This is a genomic window from Micromonospora sp. SCSIO 07396, from assembly GCF_053667945.1.
Window position 1 is genome coordinate 4,082,179 of sequence record NZ_CM132210.1, and the last position, 20,539, is coordinate 4,102,717.

Consider the following 20,539-nt stretch of genomic DNA (forward strand, 5'->3'; position numbering starts at 1 on the left):
CCATCCGCCGGCGGGCGGCGTCGCCGCAATAACGCTCCGGCTGCTCAGGGTGACCGCGTCGCCGCCAGCGAGGCGAACGCGATGACGTTGTCGGCGTATCCGGTGCGTCCGCCGATCCACTGGCCGCCGCAGGTGATCAACCGCAGGGCGGGTGCGCCGTCGCGGCCGTAGACCCGGTCGGCGGGCAGGGCCGACTTGTCGAAGAACTCCACCGAGTCGACCCGGAACACCACCACCCGTCGGTCCTCCCGGGTCACCTCGATCGTGTCGCCGGGGGCGAGTTTGCGCAGGTCGTAGAAGACCGAGGGGCCGTCTTTCGAGTCCACGTGGCCGACGATGATCGCCCGGCCGGGCTCGCCGGGGGTCGGGCCCCGGTCGTACCAGCCGGTCTCGTTGTGCCGGTCGAGCGGCGGCACGTCGATCGACCCGTCGCGGGCCTGACCGACCGGGGCCACCGGGGCGGCCACCTTGATGGTGGGCACGGTGAGCCGGACCGGTCGGCTGGCCGGCAGGCTGCCCGGCGCGGGACTCCGCCGGGCGTCGGCGGCCGGACGTTGCGAGGGCGTGCCCGTCCGGTCCAGCGGCCCGACCGAGCGCCCCAGCCCGGCACCGGTGGCGAAGACCCCGAGCAGCACCAGCACCACCGCCAGCGGCACCGACCACGGGCCGCGCGTCGGGGACCGGCCGCCGTCCGGGGCGGCCGGGGCCGGGGCGCTGCTGGACGGGGACCGGCCGGAGCCGGTCGGGCCGCCGCTGGACGGGACCGGGGCACGGAACGGCGGCGACATCGGATCGTCGGGCGGCCGGGGCGCAGTGCTGCGGGTCGGAGTGCCGTGCCGCGCGGTCGCGGTCGCGGCGGCGGACGGCGGCGGACCGGGCGGTGGGGGGATCAGGCCGCCCCAGCGTGGGCGGGCACCGCCGGGCAGCGGGCCGCCGGAGGGGGAAGGGTGCGACCGCGTACCACCGGGGGGCGGGCTGCCCGGGGGCGGGAGCGGGCCGTTGCGCGGACCCGGGGAGGCGGGCGGCACGTCACTGCCCGGTGACGCCACGCGGCCGGCGGGCCGCCACGATACCGACGACGGCCCCGGCGATGGTCAACGCCAGCCCGCCGGGCACGAGCAGCCCGCCGGGCAGCCCGCCGGCACCGGCCGCGCCGCCGAAGCCGGTGTGCGGCCCGGGGCTGGGCTTGACCTTCTTGACCACCTGGAGCGCCGTCGAGGCGGTCGCCCCGTCGGGGCATTCCAGCTTGACCCGGTAGTTGCCCGGGCGGACGCGCTCCTTGACCATCGGCGCGGCGGTGAGCAGCCCGCGCTGCGGCTGCACCTGGACCCGGCCGAAGGCGTCGGACACGACGGTCGCCGGGATCGAGTTGTCGTGGCAGCTCGCCCGGATGCCGACCAGGTAACCCGGCTCGACGGTCCCCGGGGTCACCTCGACGAAGAGCACGCCTGGCGGCGGCTGCGGCTCACCACCGCCGTCGGGCGGGGGCTGACCCGGCCCCGGGGCCGCGGCGACAGCCTGCGGAGCGGCGGAAAGCCGGGCTACGGAAAACGGCGAGGTGGAAAGCGGGGCCATGGAAAGCGGGGCGGCGGAGACCGGAGCGGCGGAAGGCGGGGCGGCGGGTGCCGGGGCGGTGTGCCACAGCGCGGGGACGAGGGCACCGACGGCGACCGCGAGCGCGGTGCGGTACAGCGGAACCGACACGTCTCCCCCTTCCGGCGCCCCGGGGCAGCGCCGGACCGACCCGGACGCCGACCTGCCGTACGGGATGAATCGTCTCACCCTCCGACCGACGGCACATCCGATACGGCGGAACCGTCGCGTAGGCTCGGGTCGCTGTGACCTCCATCGACCAGAACCCCGCCGTCCCGGTGGCCCGGCCGGGCACCGGGACGATCCGCACCTTCCACCCCCGACGGGGCCGGATGACCAGCCGGCAGACCGACGCGCTGGCCCGGCTGCGGCCGGCGTACGGGATCGAGATCGCCGACCTCGACGGGCCGGTCGATCCGGCCGGGTTCTTCGGTCGGGGCGCGCCGGTGGTGCTGGAGATCGGCTCCGGGATGGGTGACGCCACCGCGGCGATGGCCGCCGCCGACCCGGACCGGGACTACCTGGCGGTCGAGGTGCACACCCCGGGCATCGCCAACCTGCTCGACCTGGTGCAGCGGCACGGCCTGGGCAACGTCCGGGTCGCCCAGGGTGACGCGTTGGAGCTGCTCCGGGCCATGCCGGAGCGCTGCCTGGACGCGGTGCACGTGTTCTTCCCGGACCCGTGGCCCAAGTCGCGGCACCACAAGCGGCGGATCATCCAGCCGGAGCACGTGGCGTTGCTGCGGTCCCGGCTGGCCGGCGGCGGGACGCTGCACTGCGCCACCGACTGGGCCGAGTACGCCGGGTCGATGCGCTCGACGCTGACCGCCGACCCGGAGCTGGTCGACGTGCACGGCGGGTACGCTCCCCGGCCCGCCCACCGCCCGGTGACCAAGTTCGAGCGGCGGGCCCTGACCGCCGGGCGGCCCGTCTTCGATCTGGTGCACCGCCGCCGCTGAGCCCGCTGCGCGGCCCGTCCGGCGGTGTCCGACCGGTAGTGATGCCGCTACCTCGACCCCCAGGCGGTTCAGCGCGCGGGTGGCCCGGTTGGCGGGCGGGGTGGTGGTGCGGGCACGATGGGGGCGCTATGACGCTGACTGCCGCGCTGCCTCGAAGCGCCGACCCCGACACCCTCTTCGACGCGTTCGCCGGCTGGGCGTCCGAGCGTGGGCTGGACCTCTACCCGCACCAGGAGGAGGCGGTCATCGAGATCGTCTCCGGCGCGAACGTGATCATGAATACGCCGACCGGTTCGGGCAAGAGCCTGGTCGCGATCGCGGCGCACTTCACCGCCCTGGCCGACGACCGGACGAGCTTCTACACCGCGCCGATCAAGGCCCTGGTGTCGGAGAAGTTCTTCGCGCTGTGCGAGGTGTTCGGCGCGGAGAACGTCGGCATGCTGACCGGCGACGCCAGCGTCAACGCCGACGCCCCGATCATCTGCTGCACCGCCGAGATCCTGGCCAACCTGGCGCTGCGCGAGGGCGCGCGGGCCGACGTCGGCCAGGTGATCATGGACGAGTTCCACTTCTATGCCGAGCCGGACCGGGGCTGGGCCTGGCAGGTGCCGATCATCGAGCTGCCGCAGGCGCAGTTCGTGCTGATGTCGGCCACCCTGGGGGACACCACCCGGTTCGTCGACGACCTGACCCGGCGTACCGGCCGGTCGACCGCCGTCGTCCGGTCGGCCGAGCGGCCGGTCCCGCTGATCTTCTCGTACGCGATGACGCCGCTGCACGAGACCCTCGAGGAGCTGCTGGAGACCAAGCAGGCCCCGGTGTACGTGGTGCACTTCACCCAGGCCGCCGCGCTGGAACGCGCCCAGGCGCTGATGAGCGTGAACGTCTGCACCCGGGCCGAGAAGGACATGATCGCCGCCGCGATCGGCAACTTCCGGTTCACCTCCGGCTTCGGCAAGACGCTGTCGCGGCTGGTGCGGCACGGCATCGGCGTGCACCACGCCGGGATGCTGCCCAAGTACCGCCGGCTCGTGGAGACGCTGGCCCAGGCCGGGCTGCTGAAAGTCATCTGCGGCACCGACACGTTGGGCGTGGGCATCAACGTGCCGATCCGCACGGTGCTGTTCACCGGCCTGAGCAAGTACGACGGGGTGCGCACCCGGCTGCTCAAGGCCCGCGAGTTCCACCAGATCGCCGGGCGGGCCGGGCGGGCCGGCTTCGACACCCTCGGCCGGGTCGTGGTGCAGGCCCCCGAGCACGTGATCGACAACGAGAAGGCCCTGGCCAAGGCCGGTGACGACCCGAAGAAGCGGCGCAAGGTGGTGAAGAAGAAGCCGCCGGAGGGCTCGGTCGGCTGGGGCGAGCCGACGTTCCAGCGCCTGGTCGAGGCCGAGCCGGAGCCGCTCACCTCCAGCTTCCAGGTCAGCCACTCGATGCTGCTCAACGTGATCGGCCGGCCGGGTGACGCGTTCGCCTCGATGCGGCACCTGCTCACCGACAACCACGAGGACGCCGCCGCCCAGCGCCGGCACATCCGCCGGGCGATCGCGATCTACCGGGCGCTGCGGGCCGGCGGGGTGGTCGAGCAGCTCGACGAGCCCGACGAGACGGGCCGCCGGGTCCGGCTCACCGTCGACCTCCAGCTCGACTTCGCGCTCAACCAGCCGCTGTCGCCGCTGGCCCTGGCCGCCATCGAACTGCTCGACGCCGAATCCCCGTCGTACGCCCTGGACGTGTTGAGCGTGATCGAGTCGATCCTCGACGACCCGCGCCAGGTGCTCTCCGCGCAGCAGTTCAAGGCGCGCGGCGAGGCGGTCGCCGCGATGAAGGCCGACGGCATCGAGTACGAGGCCCGTATGGAGCTGCTCGACGAGGTGACCTGGCCGAAGCCGCTGGCGGAGCTGCTGCACGCCGCGTACGAGATGTACCGGCAGGGGCACCCGTGGGTCGCCGACCACCAGCTCTCCCCCAAGTCCGTGGTCCGGGACATGTACGAACGCGCGATGACCTTCGGCGAGTACGTGCAGTTCTACGGGCTGACCCGGTCCGAGGGGCTGGTGCTGCGCTATCTCGCCGACGCGTACAAGACGCTGCGGCAGACCGTGCCCGAGGACGCCAAGACCGAGGAGCTGGTCGACCTCATCGAGTGGCTGGGCGAGCTGGTCCGGCAGGTCGACTCCAGCTTGATCGACGAGTGGGAGCGGCTGCGCAACCCGTCCGACGTCGCCGACGCCGCCCAGGCGCACGCGTCGCTGGAGGAGCGGGTGCCGGCGGTCACCCGCAACGCCCGTGCCTTCCGGGTGCTGGTGCGCAACGCGTTGTTCCGCCGGGTCGAGCTGGCCGCCCTGCGCCGCTGGTGGGACCTGGGCGAGCTGGACGGGGCGTCCGGGTGGGACGCCGACGCCTGGGCGGAGGCGCTGGAGCCGTACTTCGCGGCGTACGACGGGATCGGGGTGGGGCCGGACGCGCGTGGCCCGGCGCTGCTCATGATCGAGCAGGGCCGGGAGAAGTGGACCGTCCGGCAGATCCTGGACGACCCGGAGGGCGACCACGACTGGGGGATCAGCGCCGAGGTCGACCTGGCCGCCTCGGACGAGGTGGGGGCCGCCGTGGTCCGGGTGACGGACGTGGGGCAGCTCTGAGTTCTTCTCCGCAGGGGCCGTCCGGTGCGTCCGTGTCCGGGCATCGGTGGCCGCCCGGGGCGTTGCGGCGAGGCGGGAGTCGGGAGTTCACCGAGCGCGCTTCGCGCGAGCGACTGTCCGGCGGGCGTCGAGCCAGGCGACTACGGCTGTCCGTATCCGGGGCGAGGAGACGGCTTCGCCTCGCCGTCTCGCGCTGAGTTGGTCGATCAGCCAGGTCGGGGCGTGCACCTGTCTGATGGCCTGCGTCTTGGTGAGGAGTTCGCCCTTGTCGAGTGCGTGGCGCCCCCTGGCCATGGAGGTAAGGCCGAGTTCAGCGATGGTGGGGTCCGCCCATATCCACGGACGTCGAACGGCCCAGGCCCAGTAGCCGGTGAGCTCGGCGCGGGCCGCCGCTCGTATGTCCTCGGCTGAGACTGCGGGGAAGACCTCGCGCGGCGAGCGTCCGAAGACCTCGTATCCGTGTCTCGCCAGTTCTGCTCTGGTGACCCGGGAAAGAATGCGGTGAACGAGTTGGCCGTGAGTCCAGGTCGGATGCTGCTCCTCGATATCGGAGACGGTCGCAGTGTCGACGTATACGCAGCCCAGGCTGAAGCCCGCGCCGCTCCCGCCGTCGAGTCGACGGTGGATCACTGAAAGTGCTGCCTGCCGACCGGTGTCGACAGGGCCGTCAACAAGCGCAACCAGGTCAAGATCGCTGATGCGTGGGACGTAGTCACCGGTGGCCAACGACCCTGCCACCAGGAGATCGCTGACCCAACCGAGTTCCTTCAGTTCGTAGCCAAGGTCTCGAACGGCAGCAGGTGACGTCGCCATGGTGGCGAGTGTAGGAAACGCCAGGTGCGTCGACGGCCGGCATGGTCACTCCGATGGCGCGGGCGTGGTCCGGTCCGGCCGACGTTGGCCAGTGCGCCGGAACATGGAGGATCGACGGCTTCCACCCCTGGGAGATGTCACCCCCGTCGATTAGAATGTATGTACTAATCGAGTTCCTGAGCTGGGAGGACGCTCGTGACCGCGCCCGTCAACGCCCCCCTCACGCCGTACGCCACCCTCCTCGGTTTCACCCGGTACGTCGACCGCACCGGGCCCACCAAGGCAAGCTTCGTCGGCGGGCTGCGCAAGCAGCGGGCCAGCCGGCACGGCTTCAACCCGCACGGCCAGTTCGTCAAGGCACTCAAGGCCGACATCGCCTTCCACACCGGCGGCACCCACCTGGCCGGGGTGGCCGATCTGGTCAAGCCGCGCTGGCGTCCGCTCTACCAGGCGCTGACGCCCGGCGCGACGGCGTGGCTGGCGTCGCTCGGCGAGCCGGCCGGCGTCGACCTGGCGCAGACCCGCGACGCCCTCGCGATGCTCGGCGACCTGCCCGTCAAGATCAATCCCCACTTCGGCGTCCGGTACGCCGACGGCCACGCCGAAGCGGTGCGGCTGCACTTCGACGAAACCCCGCCGAGCGAGGAGGCGGCCCTGGCCACCCTGCACCTGATGGCCCGACACATGGACGCGGTGCTGCCGCACGCCGAGCCGGTCCTGGTGGACGTGCGGCGCGGGGTGGCACACCGGACGCCCGAGCATGTCAAGCCGGCACAGGTCGAGCAGTGGCTCGCCGGCGAGGCGGCCGCCTTCCGCGCCATCTGGTCCACCGCCGCCTGACCACACTCCCGGAACATTCGTTTATGCATTGACCTGCATAGTTTTCTGAGACAGATCGGACGGCACCGCCGCCGTCCGATCTGTCTGTCGTTGCAGACTTTCCCAAATACCGCTCCGATCACCTTGAGCGCCGGCCCCGAACGTAGAGTGTTGCGGAAATAACGTTGGTCTACCTCGATGCGTAATGGCGCAGAAAAGCACCTGGTCGATCGGAGGTGGAATTTCCGATGAGTCACGTCCGGTTCCGCTACTTCGCCGGGGCAGAATCGATCCCCCCTGATTTCGTCCACCGAATACGCACCGACCTGGCCCGGTCGATGCCCCGCCACCAGGTCGCCGACTACCTGGCCACCAAACAGCACATCCTGCGGGAGAGCCACCACCTCGTCGCCGCCGAGACGGCCCACGGGTGCGTCGGGCTCATCGCCGCCACCGAACGCGACCCCGACGACCAGCCCTTCACCTACATCGAAACCCTGCTGGTCGCCGAGGACCACCACGGGGGAACCGTCGCCTTCGGTCTGGTCTCCCGACTGTTCCGCGAAATCACCCGCCGGCTCGGCGACTTTCCGGAACTGGTGGCGATGAAGACCTACACGCCGAAGGCGTACGCGGTGATGCACCGGTTCACCGTGCACGACGACATCCGCTGCTATCCGTCCCTCGACGGCTCCGACCCCGACGAGGTACGCCGGCTGGCCGCCCGACTGGCCGCCCGACTGTCACCGGAATGCCGGTTCGATCCTCGTACCGGGGTGGTCGTGCACGGCGGCGGCAGCGTCGGCAGTGACTTCTGGCGGTACCAGCCACGCTCCGGAAACCGGCGCGTCGACGCATTCTTCGCCGCCGAGGTCGGAGAGTTCGACCGGGTGCTGTGCCTGGTGCACGCCCCGACACCGGCCGCCCGCGCGGCACTGGCCGCGGCACTGGGCATCACCCCCGATCCGGCACCCCGACAGGAGATCGCGTGAACGACGTAACCATGTCCGGCAGTGCGGCACGGGACTGGCTGGCCGGAAAGGGCTACCCGTTCACCGACACCGTCGAGTTCCACCGCTCGGCCGGCGAGTTCGACGGGGGCGGGCAGTTCGGCGTCGAGATCCCGGCGGTGAACTCGATGCGCGACCTCGAAATCATGGTCAAACTGCTCAACGAGCACGGGGTCCGGGTCACCCGGTTCAACGAGACGCTGGGGTCGTTTCTGCTCTCGGACGCCGAACTGACCGACATGTTCGCCCTGTGCCGGGAGAACGACCACGGCATCGTGGTCAGCCTGGGCCCGCGCCCCGAGTACGACACGAAGAGCGCCTTCTACCGCACCGGCTTCGGCCTGGAGATGGGGCGGCAGATCAACAACAGCGACGGGATACGCGCCTGCGTCGCCGAGGCGCTGCGGCTCGCGGCGCTCGGCTGCCGGGGCATCACCGTCTACGACATCGGCGTGTTGCGGGTGCTCGCGGAGTTGCGGTCGGACGGGCTGCTCCCGGCCGACCTGGTCTTCAAGACCTCCAGCCACTGCATGCCGACGAACCCGTTCCTGGCGCGGATCTTCGCCGAGAACGGTGCCGACAGCATCACCCTGGCGCACGACCTGGGCCTGCCGATGATCCAGGAGATCCGGCGGCTCAACCCCGAACTGCCGATGGACGTGCCCACCGACGTCTACCGCACCAAGGGCGGCTTCATCCGGTTCTACGAACTGGCCGAGATCGTCCAGATCGCCGCACCGGTGATGCTCAAGATGGGCGCGAGCGTGCAGGAACATCCGTACGACCCGCCGAGTGAGGCACGGACCGTCGAACGGGTCCGGCGCGTCGCCCGCGGCCTGGAAATGCTCGACCGCCACCTTCCCGACAAGACCGCCATCTCCCGCCGCAGCCGGCAGTACGCGATTCCGGCCGCGGCATCCGACTGACGACAGGGGCCGGCAAGCGCATGACGAAGAACGAGCACGCCGAGTTCAAGCAGGAGGTCGACGAACTGCTGCGACAGATGGTGCAGCAGTTCTACCGCGAGGTCGAGGGCGCGGACCACCTCTTCCGGGCCAGGGACATCAACATGGCCTACTACCAGCGGCACGTCATCGAGATCATCCTCCGGCTGCGGATGAAGCGGTGGATCGACGCGCTGACGATCCACTACTTCACCAAGCACAACCCGGTGCTGGCCAAGAAGTGGTGTGCGTACACCGAGGACGAGATGCTGCACGACTCGATGTTCGCCAAGGACCTGGAACGGGTCGGGGTGAGCCGGGAGGAGATCTACTCGACCGAGCCGATGTTCTCCACCAAACTGCTCCAGGGCTACTTCTACTACGGCCTCGAACACGAGGGCCGGCCGCTGGCCTCGCTGTCCAGTTCGTACTTCATCGAGAACGTTTCGCTGATGACCCAACCGGACTGGATCGAGAACGTCGAGCAGGTGCTCGGCGCGGGCATGGCCAAGGGGCAGCAGGCGCACGTCAACCACGACCTGGAGGACGACCACACCGATTTCGTGTGGGACGTGCTCATGACGTTCGTGCACACCGACGACGACCGGCGTCGGGTGGTGGAACACATCACCAACGTGTACCGGCTGTTCTGCGCCTTCTACACCGAGCTGTACCACCGCACCGTACTCAAACAGGACGGTGCATTCGCGGTGGTGAAAGCGCTGACCCACCCCTGACGGCGGGGGAATCGCGGGCGGACGCGGGTCACCTCGGGGCGTCGATCGCGGTGTTAGGGTCGGGCCCACCGTCCGTCGGACGGGCGGTCATGTCACCTCCGGTGGCACGACCGCCCGTCGACCTCCGTCGCCGAGGAGAATGATCGCGATGGCCGTCACCGGCATCCGTCGTGCCGTCGTTTCCGTGCAGAGCCGGGAATGCAGCCCCGAACTGTTGGAACGGTTGAGCGGATCGACGTTGTTTCCCGAACGGCCGGTCGGGGCGGCGATCGTCGCGGTGGTCTGCCGTGGCGGCGGTTCGCTGCTCTACGTCACCGCCCCCCGCATGATCGACGCCGACCGCCAGGTGGACTACTTCCTCGGGCTGCTGCCGCAGGAGCCGGTCGACGGGCGGGATCCCCGCCGGGACCGGGTGGTGGTCGGCAGCCTCGACGACTCCTCGCCCCGCTGGCTGAGCGACAAGCTGCTCGACCCGGCCAACCCGGCGGCCACCCGGCTGCGCGAGCGGGTGGCCGACTTCGTCGCCGCCGCCCGGCAGGCGGGTGACGAGGTCGCGCTGAGCTACTTCGAGCCGTCCCGCCCCCTACAGGACTACGCCGCCGCCCTCGGCGTCCCCGGGGACCAGGCCGACGCCGGGTACATCCCGCTCGGCACCAAGAGCGCCGGCCGGGAGATGTTCCGGACGCTCGGCATCGAGGTGCCGGCGGGCACCCCCGAGTGCCACGACGTCGACACGCTCGCCGAGGCGGTCGCCGACCTCGTGCTGGCCGGGCGACGCCGGCTGGTGCTGAAGCTGAGCAGCACCGCGTACGGCGCGGGGATGGGCAACGCCACCGTCGACCTGACCGACGTCACCGGCACCGACCGGGCCGAGGTGGTCGCCGCCGTGGCCAAGCGGCTGCCCGGCAGCCGCCTCGTCGACGGCAGGCTGGGCTGGGCGGAGTTCGCCGACCTGATCCCCCACGCCGGCATCGTCGCCGAGGAGTTCGTCGAGGCCGACGAGCTGCGCAGCCCCAGCTTCCAAGGCCGGGTGACCCCGACCGGCGACGTCGAGTGCGTCTCCACCCACGACCAGGTGCTCGGTGGGGTGGGGCTGACCTACGTCGGCAGTTCGTTCCCGGCCGACGCCGCCTACCGCGACACGGTGGTGGAGTACGGCCTGCGCGTCGGCCGGTACCTCGTGGCGCAGGGCGTCACCACTGGCGACTACGGCGTCGACTTCCTCGCCGCCCGTCGGGGCGCGACGGTGCGGGTGCTCGGCTGCGAGCTGAACCTGCGCGCGACGGGCACCAAGCACGGTTTCGTGATGGCCAGCCACCTGCTCGACACCGTGCCGGACGCCGACGGCAGGCTGTTCACCGACACCCCCGACGGCCGCGCGGAGCGGGTCTATCAGGCGTCCGACTCGATCACCGACCCGTCGTTGGTGGGGCTGGCCCCGGCCCGGCTGATCGACGCCGTCGAGCGGTCACCGCTGCGCTACGACCACACCCGGCGCACCGGCACGGTGCTGCACATGCTCAGCGCTCTGCCCGACCACGGCAAGTTCGGCGCGGTCTGCATCGGCCGGGACGCAGCCGAGGCGGCGGAGCTGATGGACCGCACCCGCGCCCTCGCCCTGGACGTGGCGGCAAAGGACGGCTGACCGCACCCGGCCGGGCCGGTCGTCACGACGGGGGCTCAGTCCTCCGAGGCGGGGCGGCTCGCCGGGACCGTCGGCATCGGCCACTGCCCGGTCCGGACGATGGCGGAGGCGTCGAGCCGCTGCTCGGCCCAGATGTAGGTGTCCGGCAGCAGGTCGGCCACCGGCACCTTGCGCAGGGCGTCCAGCGGTCCGACGATGACCTGGATGCCCGGGTGGTAGTCGAGCAGCACCTGCCGGCACCGCCCGCACGGCGGGATCACGCCGCGTCCCCGGTCACCCACCGCGACGATGGTCTCCAGTTCCCCCACGCCCTGGGTGGCGGCGGCGCCGATGGCCACCAGCTCCGCGCAGGGGCCGCCGGTGAAGTGGAACAGGTTCACCCCGGTGAAGACCCGGCCGTCGGTGGTCCGGGCCGCCGCCGCGACCGTGTGGTTCTCGCTGCGGCAGCGCAGCTTGGCGACCGCCGTGGCAGCCTGGACCAGCGCGCGGTCGGTGTCCAGCATCGTCGTCGTCATCCGGCAGCCCCCGTGGTCGCGTCGTCGGCGCTCAGCGTAGCCCGGCGGCGGCCCGTTTCCCGGGCAGCGCACCGGGGGACGTGACCGGTCGCGCACCGCACCGCGCGCCCGCCCCCACCCGGCCCGTGACCTGCGCCGGGACAGCCGGGGGTAGCCGACCCACCAGCGGCCGTGGGACTCCGGGGCGTAACCCGGGGGCGGTCCGGTGGTCGGCTGCCTATCCTTGGCGACGACATGCAGAATCCAACCGCCGCCGGCCCCGCCGCGCCCGCCGCCACCGTGTCCGCCCGTGAGCTGCACCGCCGGCTCACTGCGCTGATGTTCCGCGACCAGCGTCGCCTCCAGCGGCGGCTGGACGGGGTGCGCAAGCTGCGCGACCCGCAGCGGCGCGACGAGGCGCTGGCCGAGATCGCCGGGGAGGTGTCCCGGGCGGAGGGCCGGCTGGCCACCCGGCGGGCCGCCGTGCCGACCATCACGTACCCCGCGCAGTTGCCGGTCAGCGAGCGGCGCGACGACATCGCCGCCGCCATCCGCGACCACCAGGTGGTGATCGTGGCCGGTGAGACCGGCTCCGGTAAGACCACCCAGCTACCCAAGATCTGCCTGGAGCTGGGGCGGGGGATCACCGGGCTGATCGGGCACACCCAGCCCCGCCGGCTGGCCGCCCGGACGGTCGCCGACCGGATCGCCGAGGAACTCGGCACCGAACTGGGCGACGTGGTCGGCTACAAGGTGCGCTTCACCGACCAGGTGAGCGACCGCAGCCTGGTCAAGCTGATGACCGACGGCATCCTGCTGGCCGAGTTGCAGACCGACCGGATGCTGCGCCAGTACGACACCCTGATCATCGACGAGGCGCACGAACGCAGCCTCAACATCGACTTCATCCTGGGCTACCTGCGCCAGCTGCTCCCCCGCCGTCCCGACCTCAAGGTGGTCATCACCTCGGCGACCATCGAGACCGCCCGGTTCGCCGAGCACTTCGCCGACGCCGACGGCAAGCCCGCGCCGGTCGTCGAGGTGTCCGGGCGGACGTACCCGGTGGAGGTGCGCTACCGGCCGCTGGTCGAGGTGGCCGAGGGCGACGAGGACGGGGGCGACGACGAGGAGAACGTCCGCGACCAGATCCAGGCGATCGGCGACGCGGTGCAGGAGCTGGCCGCCGAGGGGCCTGGCGACATCCTGGTCTTCCTCAGCGGTGAGCGGGAGATCCGGGACACCGCCGAGGCGCTGGGCAAGCTGACCCAGTCGAAACGCGCGCTGCTCGGCACCGAGATCCTGCCGCTGTACGCCAGGCTGTCGGCCGCCGAGCAGCACCGGGTCTTCGCCCCGCACGCCGGACGCCGGGTGGTGCTCGCCACGAACGTCGCGGAGACCTCGCTGACCGTGCCCGGCATCAAGTACGTGGTGGACCCGGGTTCGGCCCGGATCTCCCGCTACTCCAGCCGGCTCAAGGTGCAGCGGCTGCCCATCGAGCCGGTCTCCCAGGCGTCGGCCAACCAGCGCAAGGGCCGCTGCGGCCGGACCTCGGACGGCATCTGCATCCGGCTCTACGACGAACAGGACTTCGCCTCCCGGCCGGAGTTCACCGACCCGGAGATCCTGCGCACCAACCTCGCCTCGGTCATCCTCCAGATGACCGCCATCGGCCTCGGTGACCTGGCCGCGTTCCCGTTCATCGACCCGCCGGACCGGCGCAACGTCACCGACGGGGTGAACCTGCTGCACGAGCTGGGTGCGCTGGACCCGACCGAGGCCGACCCGGCCAAACGGCTCACCCCGTTGGGCCGGCGGCTGGCCCAGCTCCCGGTCGACCCCCGGCTGGCCCGGATGGTGATCGAGGGCGAACGCAACGGCTGCGCCACCGAGGTGCTGGTGATCGCCGCCGCGCTGTCGATCCAGGATCCCCGGGAGCGGCCGGCGGACAAGCAGGCCCAGGCCGACCAGGCGCACGCCCGGTTCACCGACCGGGAGTCCGACTTCGTGTCGCTGCTCAACCTGTGGCGCTACCTGCGCGAGCAGCAGCGGGAGCTGTCCTCCAGCGCGTTCCGCCGGATGTGCCGGGCGGAGTACCTCAACTACCTGCGGGTCCGCGAGTGGCAGGACATCGTCGCCCAGTTGCGGCAGGTGCTGCGTACCCCGGAGCAGGGTGACGGGCGGCGGGGCCGGCGGGGCGCGGCGCAGCCCCCGGCCGACGGGGGCCGGCGCGGGGTCGCCGCCGACCTGCCGGAGGAGATCGACACCCCGAAGGTGCACCAGTCGCTGCTGCCCGGCCTGCTGTCGCACATCGGGCTCAAGGACGCCCAGAAGCACGAGTACCTGGGCGCCCGGGGGGCGAAGTTCGCGGTCTTCCCCGGTTCGGCGCTGTTCAGGAAGCCGCCGCGCTGGGTGATGGCCGCCGAGCTGGTGGAGACCTCCCGGCTGTGGGGGCGGGTCGCCGGGCGGGTGGAGCCGGAGTGGGTCGAGCCGCTGGCCCAGCACCTGGTCAAACGCAGCTACAGCGAGCCGCACTGGGAGAAGAAGCAGGCCGCCGTGATGGCCTACGAGAAGGTCACCCTGTACGGCGTCCCGCTGGTCACCTCCCGCAAGGTCAACTTCGGTCGGATCGACCCGGCGCTGAGCCGGGAGCTGTTCATCAGGCACGCCCTGGTGGAGGGCGACTGGCAGACCCACCACCAGTTCTGGCGGGACAACGAGAAGCTCCGCGCCGAGGTCGAGGAGCTGGAGAACCGGGCCCGCCGCCGGGACATCCTGGTCGACGACGAGAGCATCTTCGCCTTCTACGACCAGCGGATCCCGGCCGACGTGGTCTCCGGACGACACTTCGACGCCTGGTGGAAGAAGGCCCGCCACGAGCAGCCCGACCTGCTCACCCTCACCCGGGAGGTGCTGGTCAACGCCGGGCGCGGCGGGGTCGACGAGGCCGACTTCCCGGACGAGTGGCGGGCCGACGGGGTGACCCTGCCGCTGACGTACACCTTCGACCCGACCGCGCCCACCGACGGCGTCACCGTCGACATCCCGCTGCCGCTGCTCAACCAGGTGCCGGCGGAGAGTTTCGACTGGCAGGTGCCGGGGTTGCGCGAGGAACTGGTGATCGCGCTCATCCGGTCGCTGCCCAAGGCGGTCCGGCGCAACTTCGTCCCGGTGCCGGACCACGCGCGTGCGGCGTTGGCCGCGATCACCCCGGGCGAGGAGCCGCTGCTGGACGCGCTGAGTCGGCAGCTACGCCGGATGACCGGGGTGACCGTGCCCCGGGAGGCGTGGGAGCCGGCGAAGCTGCCGCCGCACCTGCGGGTGACGTTCCGGGTGATCGGCGACGCCGACCAGCCGGTCGCCGAGGGCAAGGACCTGCCGGCCCTGCAACGCCAGCTCCGCCAGGAGGTACGCCAGGTGGTGGCCGCCACCGCGCCGGAGGTGGCCCGGACCGGGCTGACCGGGTGGACGATCGGCACCCTGCCGCGCACCATCGAGCAGGTCCGGGCCGGTTACGCGGTGACCGCCTACCCGGCGCTTGTCGACGAGGGCGCCACGGTCGGGGTGAAGGTCTTCGACTCCGAGGCCGAGCAGTCCGCCGCGCACTGGGCGGGCACCAGGCGGCTGTTGCGGCTGACCGTGCCGTCACCGGCGCAGTTCCTCCAGGGGCGGCTGAGCAACGAGGCGAAGCTGGCGTTGAGCCGCAACCCGCACGGCGGGGTGCAGCAGCTCATCGCCGACGCCGCCGGGGCCGCCATCGACAAGCTGATCGCCGATGCGGGTGGGCCGGCCTGGGACGCCGACGGCTTCGCCGCGCTGCGCGACCGGGTCCGCGCCGACCTGGTCGACACGGTGGTGGAGGTGATGGGCCGGGTCCGTCAGGTGCTCGCCGCCGCGTACGCGGTGGAGCAGCGGCTCGGCGCGACCCGCAACCTGGCGGTGGTGGCCGCCCTGGCCGACCTGCGCCAGCAGCTCACCGGCCTGGTGCACGACGGTTTCGTCACCGAGACCGGGTACGCCCGGCTGCCCGACCTGCTGCGCTACCTGACCGCGATGGAGCGCCGCCTCGACCGGTTGACCGCCAACCCGCAGCGGGACAAACAGCAGCAGGACCGGATCGCCACCGTGCAGCAGGAATACCGGGACATGGTGGCCGCGCTGCCCCCGGCCCGCCGCGCCTCGGAGCCGGTACGGCAGATCCGCTGGATGATCGAGGAGTTGCGGGTGAACATCTTCGCGCAGGCTCTCGGCACCCCCTATCCGGTCTCCGAGCAGCGCATCTACCGGGCGATGGACGACGCCGAGGGGCGCTGATCAGGGCAGCGGTTCCACGCCCGGCGGCAGGTCGCTGGTGCTGGTGGCCGCGTGCACGTAGTCGAGGAGAATGCGGCGCAGTTCCCGCCCGGCGTGGGTGGGCACCACGTCGCGGCGACGGGCGACCGCGATGGTCCGGCTCACCCCGGGCGGGGCGAGCCGGGTGACCCGGACGCCGGGGCGGCGGCTGACCACGATGCCCGGCACCAGGGCGATGCCCAGGCCGGCCTCGACGAAGCTGAGCACGGCGTCCATCTCACCGCCGTCGACCGAGAAGGTGGGCTCGAAGCCGGCCTCCCGGCACGCCTGGATGGTGGCGTCGCGCAGGTCGTAGCCCTCGCGGAACATCACCAGCGGCTGGCCGCGCAGGTCGGTGATCCGCAACTCGCCGCTGACCAGCGCGGCGGGTAGCGGTTCCACCGAGGCGACCACCAGGCTCTCCCGCAGGATCGGGTCCACCCGCAGGCCGGGATCGGCCCCCTGGGCCGGCATGATGATCAGGGCCAGGTCGAGGTCGCCGCGCAGCAGGTCGCGGACCAGGTCCTGCGAGCCGCCCTCCTCGACCCGCAGGTCGACGGCGGGGTGGGCGTCGCGGAACCGGCGTAGCACCGGCGGGGCGAGCGAGGTGGCCAGGCTGGGGGTCGCGCCGAGCCGGACCCGGCCCCGGCGCAGCCCGACCAGTTCCTGCACCTCCCGGGTGGCGGTGTCGACGTCGGCGAGGATGCGTTTGGCCAGCGGCAGCAGCACCTCGCCGGCGGCGGTGAGGGCGATGTTGCCGCGTACCCGCTCGAACAGGGGGGCGCCGAGGGTGGTCTCCAGAGCGTGAACTTGCTTACTCAACGACGGCTGGGTTATGCCGACGATGTCGGCGGCTTGGGTGAAATGTCGTACTTCAGCCACCGCAACGAAGTACCTCAGCTGATGGAGCTGCATCTTCATAGCTTACGGCTATCGAGACTGCGAGTTCGATGCATTGGACGACTGATTGCGGGGCTCCTAGCGTCGGTCAGGTGGTAATCACGAAAACTCGGTCGCCCATCCGCTCCAACGTCGGCCTGAAGGCCGTCATGGCGGTGACGGGCATCATGCTCGTGCTGTTCCTCGTCGCCCACATGCTCGGCAACCTCAAGGTGTTCACCGGCGAGACCTCGTTCGACCACTACGCCCACTGGCTGCGCGACATCGGCAAGCCACTGCTGCCCGGCGTGTGGTTCCTGTGGATCCTGCGCACCGCGCTGGTGGTGGCCGTGCTCGGGCACATCTGGGCGGCGACCCTGCTGGCCGTGCGGGCCCGCGCCGCCCGCCCGGTGCGCTACGCCCACCGCAAGAAGGTCCGGGGCAGCTACGCCGCGCGCACCATGCGCTGGGGCGGCGTGATCATCCTGCTCTTCGTGATCTACCACATCCTGGACCTGACCACCGGCACCCTCAACCCGGTCGGCGACGCCAGCAACCCGTACGGCAACGTGGTCGCCGACTTCGCCCCGGAACGCTGGTACGTGACGCTGTTCTACACCCTGGCGATCGTCACCGTCGGCTTCCACCTGCGGCACGGGGTGTTCTCCGCGCTGCGCAGCCTCGGTCAGCAGACCCCTCGGGGTGAACGGCGGGCCCGTACCGCCGCGCTGATCTTCGCCGTGGTGCTCTGCGCCGGCTACCTGGTGGTCCCGTTCGCCGTACTCACCGGATTGGTGTCCTGACATGGAACTCTTCACCGAGGGCGAGCCGATCGCCGACACGAAGGCTCCCGACGGCCCGGTCGAGAAGCGCTGGGAGACCCGCCGCTTCGAGGCCAAACTGGTCAACCCGGCGAACCGGCGCAAGCTGACGGTGATCGTGGTGGGCACCGGCCTGGCCGGCGGCTCCGCCGCCGCCACCCTCGCCGAGCAGGGCTACCGGGTGCGCAGCTACTGCTACCAGGACAGCCCACGCCGGGCGCACTCGATCGCCGCGCAGGGCGGCATCAACGCCGCCAAGAACTACCGCAACGACGGCGACTCGGTGCACCGGCTGTTCTACGACACCGTCAAGGGCGGCGACTTCCGCTCCCGCGAGTCGAACGTGCACCGGCTCGCCGAGGTGTCGGTCAACATCATCGACCAGTGCGTCGCCCAGGGCGTCCCGTTCGCCCGCGAGTACGGCGGGCTGCTGGACACCCGTTCCTTCGGCGGCGCGCAGGTGCAGCGCACCTTCTACGCCCGGGGCCAGACCGGCCAGCAGCTGCTGCTCGGCGCGTACCAGGCGCTGGAGCGGCAGATCGGCCTGGGCAACGTGGAGATGCACACCCGGCACGAAATGCTGGAACTGGTCGTCGTGGACGGCCGGGCCCGGGGCATCGTGGTCCGCGACATGGTCACCGGTGAGATCAGCACCGAGATGGCCGACGCGGTGGTGCTCGCCTCCGGCGGCTACGGCAACGTCTTCTACCTCTCCACCAACGCCAAGGGCTGCAACGTCACCGCCTCCTGGCGGGCGCACCGCAAGGGCGCGTACTTCGCCAACCCCTGCTACACCCAGATCCACCCGACCTGCATCCCGGTCTCCGGCGACCACCAGTCCAAGCTGACCCTGATGAGCGAGTCGCTGCGCAACGACGGCCGGGTCTGGGTGCCCAAGGCCAAGGGCGACGACCGCGACCCCCGGCAGATCCCGGAGGACGAGCGGGACTACTACCTGGAGCGGATCTACCCGTCGTTCGGCAACCTCGTCCCCCGCGACATCGCCTCCCGGGCCGCCAAGAACGTCTGCGACGAGGGCCGGGGCGTCGGGCCGACCAAGCTCGGGGTCTACCTCGACTTCGCCGACGCGATCGACCGGCTCGGCCGCAAGGCCATCGAGGCCAAGTACGGCAACCTGTTCGAGATGTACGAGCGGATCACCGGCGAGGACCCGTACCAGGTGCCGATGCGGATCTACCCGGCCGTGCACTACACGATGGGCGGGCTGTGGGTCGACTACGACCTCCAGTCGACCATCCCCGGCCTGTTCGTCATCGGTGAGGCGAACTTCTCCGACCACGGCGCGAACCGGCTCGGCGCGTCGGCCCTGATGCAGGGCCTGGCCGACGGGTACTTCGTGCTGCCCACCACCATCGCCCACTACCTGGCCTCCGGGCCGCTGGACAAGGTCGACGCCAGCCACCCGGCGGCGGTGCAGGCCCGGCGGGACGTCGAGGACCGGATCGCCCGGCTGCTGGCCGTGAACGGCGACCGGACGGTGGACTCGTTCCACCGGGAGCTGGGCCAGATCATGTGGGAGCACTGCGGGATGGAGCGCTCCGAGGCCGGGCTGCGCAAGGCCATCGACGAGATCCGGGCGCTGCGCGAGCAGTTCTGGCAGCGGGTCCGGGTGCCGGGCGACGGCGAGGGGCTCAACCAGTCGCTGGAGAAGGCCGGCCGGGTGGCCGACTTCTTCGAGCTGGCCGAGCTGATGTGCATCGACGCCCTGCACCGCGAGGAGTCCTGTGGCGGCCACTTCCGGGCCGAGCACCAGACCCCCGACGGTGAGGCGCAGCGCGACGACGACCGGTTCGCCTACGTGGCGGCCTGGGAGTTCACCGCCACCGGTGAGCCGGCCGTGCTGCACAAGGAAGACCTGAAGTTCGAGTACGTCCACCCCACGCAGCGGAGCTACAAGTGAACCTGACCCTGCGCATCTGGCGTCAGTCCGGCCCCCAGGACAAGGGGCGGATGGTGACCTACCCGGTCGACGACGTCTCCCCCGACATGTCGTTCCTGGAGATGCTCGACGTGCTCAACGAACGGCTGATCCTGGCCGGGGAGGAGCCGGTCGCGTTCGACCACGACTGCCGCGAGGGCATCTGCGGCATGTGCGGTCTGATGATCAACGGGGACGCGCACGGCCCGCAGCGCGGCACCACCGCCTGCCAGCTGCACATGCGGCAGTTCACAGACGGCGAGACGATCGACATCGAGCCGTGGCGGGCCCGCGCCTTCCCGGTGATCAAGGACCTGGTGGTCAACCGGAGCGCCTTTGACAAGATCATCGCGGCCGGTGGGTACGTCACCGCCCCGACCGGCAGCGCCCCCGAGGCGCACGCCGCACCGGTGGCCAAGGCCAACGCCGACGCCGCCTTCGAATCCGCCGCCTGCATCGGCTGCGGCGCCTGCGTGGCCGCCTGCCCCAACGGCTCCGGCATGCTCTTCACCGCCGCCAAGGTCACTCAGCTCTCGCTGCTGCCGCAGGGCCAGCCGGAGCGCTACACCCGGGTGATCGGCATGGTCGACGCGCACGACGAGGCCGGCTTCGGCGGCTGCACCAACGCCGGCGAGTGCACCGCGGTCTGCCCCAAGGGCATCCCGCTGAACACCATCGGCCGGCTCAACCGGGACTACCTCACCGCCACCGCCAAGCGCGGCGACACCCCCGGTTCCTGAGCCCGCCGACGGTCCGACCGGCCGCCGCCGGACCCTCCGACCGCCGCACCCCCGATCGAGGGGTGCGGCGGTCGCTCCGTCCCGCCCCCACACCTCCGCCCCCACGCCCCGCACCCAGCGCGCCCCACGCCCCGGTCTGCGGGCTCGCGGGCTCGCGGGCTGCGGGCTGCGGGCT

Annotated in this window: 16 protein-coding genes; 11 read left to right on the forward strand and 5 right to left on the reverse strand. The window is 71.5% G+C overall.

Translation table 11 applies throughout. The annotated features are described in order from the left end of the window. Window positions 1-44: 44 nt before the first annotated feature. Together ACWCHM_RS17595 and ACWCHM_RS17600 are read right to left on the reverse strand one after the other, a co-directional pair. Window positions 45-788: a class F sortase gene (locus tag ACWCHM_RS17595; protein ID WP_204961251.1), complete on the reverse strand. Its 744-nt coding sequence runs from the start codon at window positions 786-788 to the stop codon at window positions 45-47. A gap of 241 nt (window positions 789-1,029) precedes the next feature. After that, window positions 1,030-1,704: a hypothetical protein gene (locus tag ACWCHM_RS17600; RefSeq protein WP_454219050.1), complete on the reverse strand. Its 675-nt coding sequence runs from the start codon at window positions 1,702-1,704 to the stop codon at window positions 1,030-1,032. Between the two features lie 221 nt (window positions 1,705-1,925). Between ACWCHM_RS17600 and trmB the strand changes: the two genes are divergently transcribed. After that, window positions 1,926-2,552, forward strand: a complete 627-nt coding sequence (gene trmB / locus ACWCHM_RS17605) for a tRNA (guanosine(46)-N7)-methyltransferase TrmB (protein WP_239486251.1) — start codon at window positions 1,926-1,928, stop codon at window positions 2,550-2,552. Window positions 2,553-2,680: 128 nt separating this feature from the next. Then, window positions 2,681-5,194: a DEAD/DEAH box helicase gene (locus tag ACWCHM_RS17610; protein WP_454219051.1), complete on the forward strand. Its 2,514-nt coding sequence runs from the start codon at window positions 2,681-2,683 to the stop codon at window positions 5,192-5,194. 87 nt (window positions 5,195-5,281) lie between these two features. Here ACWCHM_RS17610 and ACWCHM_RS17615 read toward each other — a convergent pair whose 3' ends face one another. Next, complete coding sequence (locus tag ACWCHM_RS17615; protein WP_454219052.1) at window positions 5,282-6,007, reverse strand: nucleotidyltransferase domain-containing protein; 726 nt, start codon at window positions 6,005-6,007, stop codon at window positions 5,282-5,284. 195 nt (window positions 6,008-6,202) lie between these two features. On the opposite strand from ACWCHM_RS17615, the gene ACWCHM_RS17620 reads away from it, so the two are divergent. The 5 genes from ACWCHM_RS17620 to ACWCHM_RS17640 all read left to right on the forward strand — a co-directional run bounded on the left by ACWCHM_RS17620 (window position 6,203) and on the right by ACWCHM_RS17640 (window position 11,162). Next, a complete protein-coding gene (locus ACWCHM_RS17620; RefSeq protein WP_204961247.1) occupies window positions 6,203-6,847 on the forward strand; it encodes a hypothetical protein in 645 nt (214 codons plus the stop codon). Between the two features lie 227 nt (window positions 6,848-7,074). Then, window positions 7,075-7,818: a GNAT family N-acetyltransferase gene (locus ACWCHM_RS17625; RefSeq protein ID WP_204961246.1), complete on the forward strand. Its 744-nt coding sequence runs from the start codon at window positions 7,075-7,077 to the stop codon at window positions 7,816-7,818. Beyond that, the gene (locus tag ACWCHM_RS17630; protein ID WP_204961245.1) at window positions 7,815-8,762 is read left to right on the forward strand and encodes a U32 family peptidase; all 948 of its coding nucleotides are present in this window, start codon (window positions 7,815-7,817) and stop codon (window positions 8,760-8,762) included. The genes ACWCHM_RS17625 and ACWCHM_RS17630 overlap by 4 nt, the downstream gene beginning before the upstream one ends. Before the next feature lie 20 nt (window positions 8,763-8,782). Beyond that, window positions 8,783-9,517, forward strand: a complete 735-nt coding sequence (locus ACWCHM_RS17635) for an iron-containing redox enzyme family protein (protein WP_204961244.1) — start codon at window positions 8,783-8,785, stop codon at window positions 9,515-9,517. A 148-nt stretch (window positions 9,518-9,665) separates the two neighbouring features. After that, window positions 9,666-11,162, forward strand: coding sequence for a peptide ligase PGM1-related protein (locus ACWCHM_RS17640; protein WP_454219053.1), 1,497 nt, complete (start codon window positions 9,666-9,668; stop codon window positions 11,160-11,162). Window positions 11,163-11,197: 35 nt separating this feature from the next. On the opposite strand, the gene ACWCHM_RS17645 is transcribed toward ACWCHM_RS17640, so the two are convergent. Then, entirely contained in the window at window positions 11,198-11,677 is a 480-nt protein-coding gene (locus ACWCHM_RS17645) for a cytidine deaminase family protein (RefSeq protein ID WP_204927927.1), read from the reverse strand. Between the two features lie 234 nt (window positions 11,678-11,911). Between ACWCHM_RS17645 and hrpA the strand changes: the two genes are divergently transcribed. Further along, window positions 11,912-15,967: an ATP-dependent RNA helicase HrpA gene (hrpA, locus tag ACWCHM_RS17650; protein ID WP_454219054.1), complete on the forward strand. Its 4,056-nt coding sequence runs from the start codon at window positions 11,912-11,914 to the stop codon at window positions 15,965-15,967. Here hrpA and ACWCHM_RS17655 read toward each other — a convergent pair whose 3' ends face one another. Next, on the reverse strand, window positions 15,968-16,906 hold the full coding sequence (locus tag ACWCHM_RS17655; RefSeq protein ID WP_204961241.1) for a LysR family transcriptional regulator: 939 nt from the start codon (window positions 16,904-16,906) through the stop codon (window positions 15,968-15,970). A 29-nt stretch (window positions 16,907-16,935) separates the two neighbouring features. Here ACWCHM_RS17655 and ACWCHM_RS17660 point away from each other — a divergent pair, with 29 nt between their 5' ends. From ACWCHM_RS17660 to ACWCHM_RS17670, 3 genes are read left to right on the forward strand one after another with little or no spacing between them, the layout of a single operon-like run. Then, window positions 16,936-17,667 (forward strand): succinate dehydrogenase cytochrome b subunit, encoded by a 732-nt coding sequence (locus tag ACWCHM_RS17660; RefSeq protein WP_454219055.1) that lies wholly within the window; start codon window positions 16,936-16,938, stop codon window positions 17,665-17,667. A 1-nt stretch (window position 17,668) separates the two neighbouring features. Further along, window positions 17,669-19,606: a fumarate reductase/succinate dehydrogenase flavoprotein subunit gene (locus ACWCHM_RS17665; protein WP_204961239.1), complete on the forward strand. Its 1,938-nt coding sequence runs from the start codon at window positions 17,669-17,671 to the stop codon at window positions 19,604-19,606. After that, window positions 19,603-20,364 carry a succinate dehydrogenase/fumarate reductase iron-sulfur subunit gene (locus tag ACWCHM_RS17670; RefSeq protein WP_204961238.1) on the forward strand — a complete coding sequence of 254 codons (762 nt, stop codon included), beginning with the start codon at window positions 19,603-19,605 and terminating at the stop codon, window positions 20,362-20,364. The genes ACWCHM_RS17665 and ACWCHM_RS17670 overlap by 4 nt, the downstream gene beginning before the upstream one ends. Window positions 20,365-20,539 lie beyond the last annotated feature (175 nt).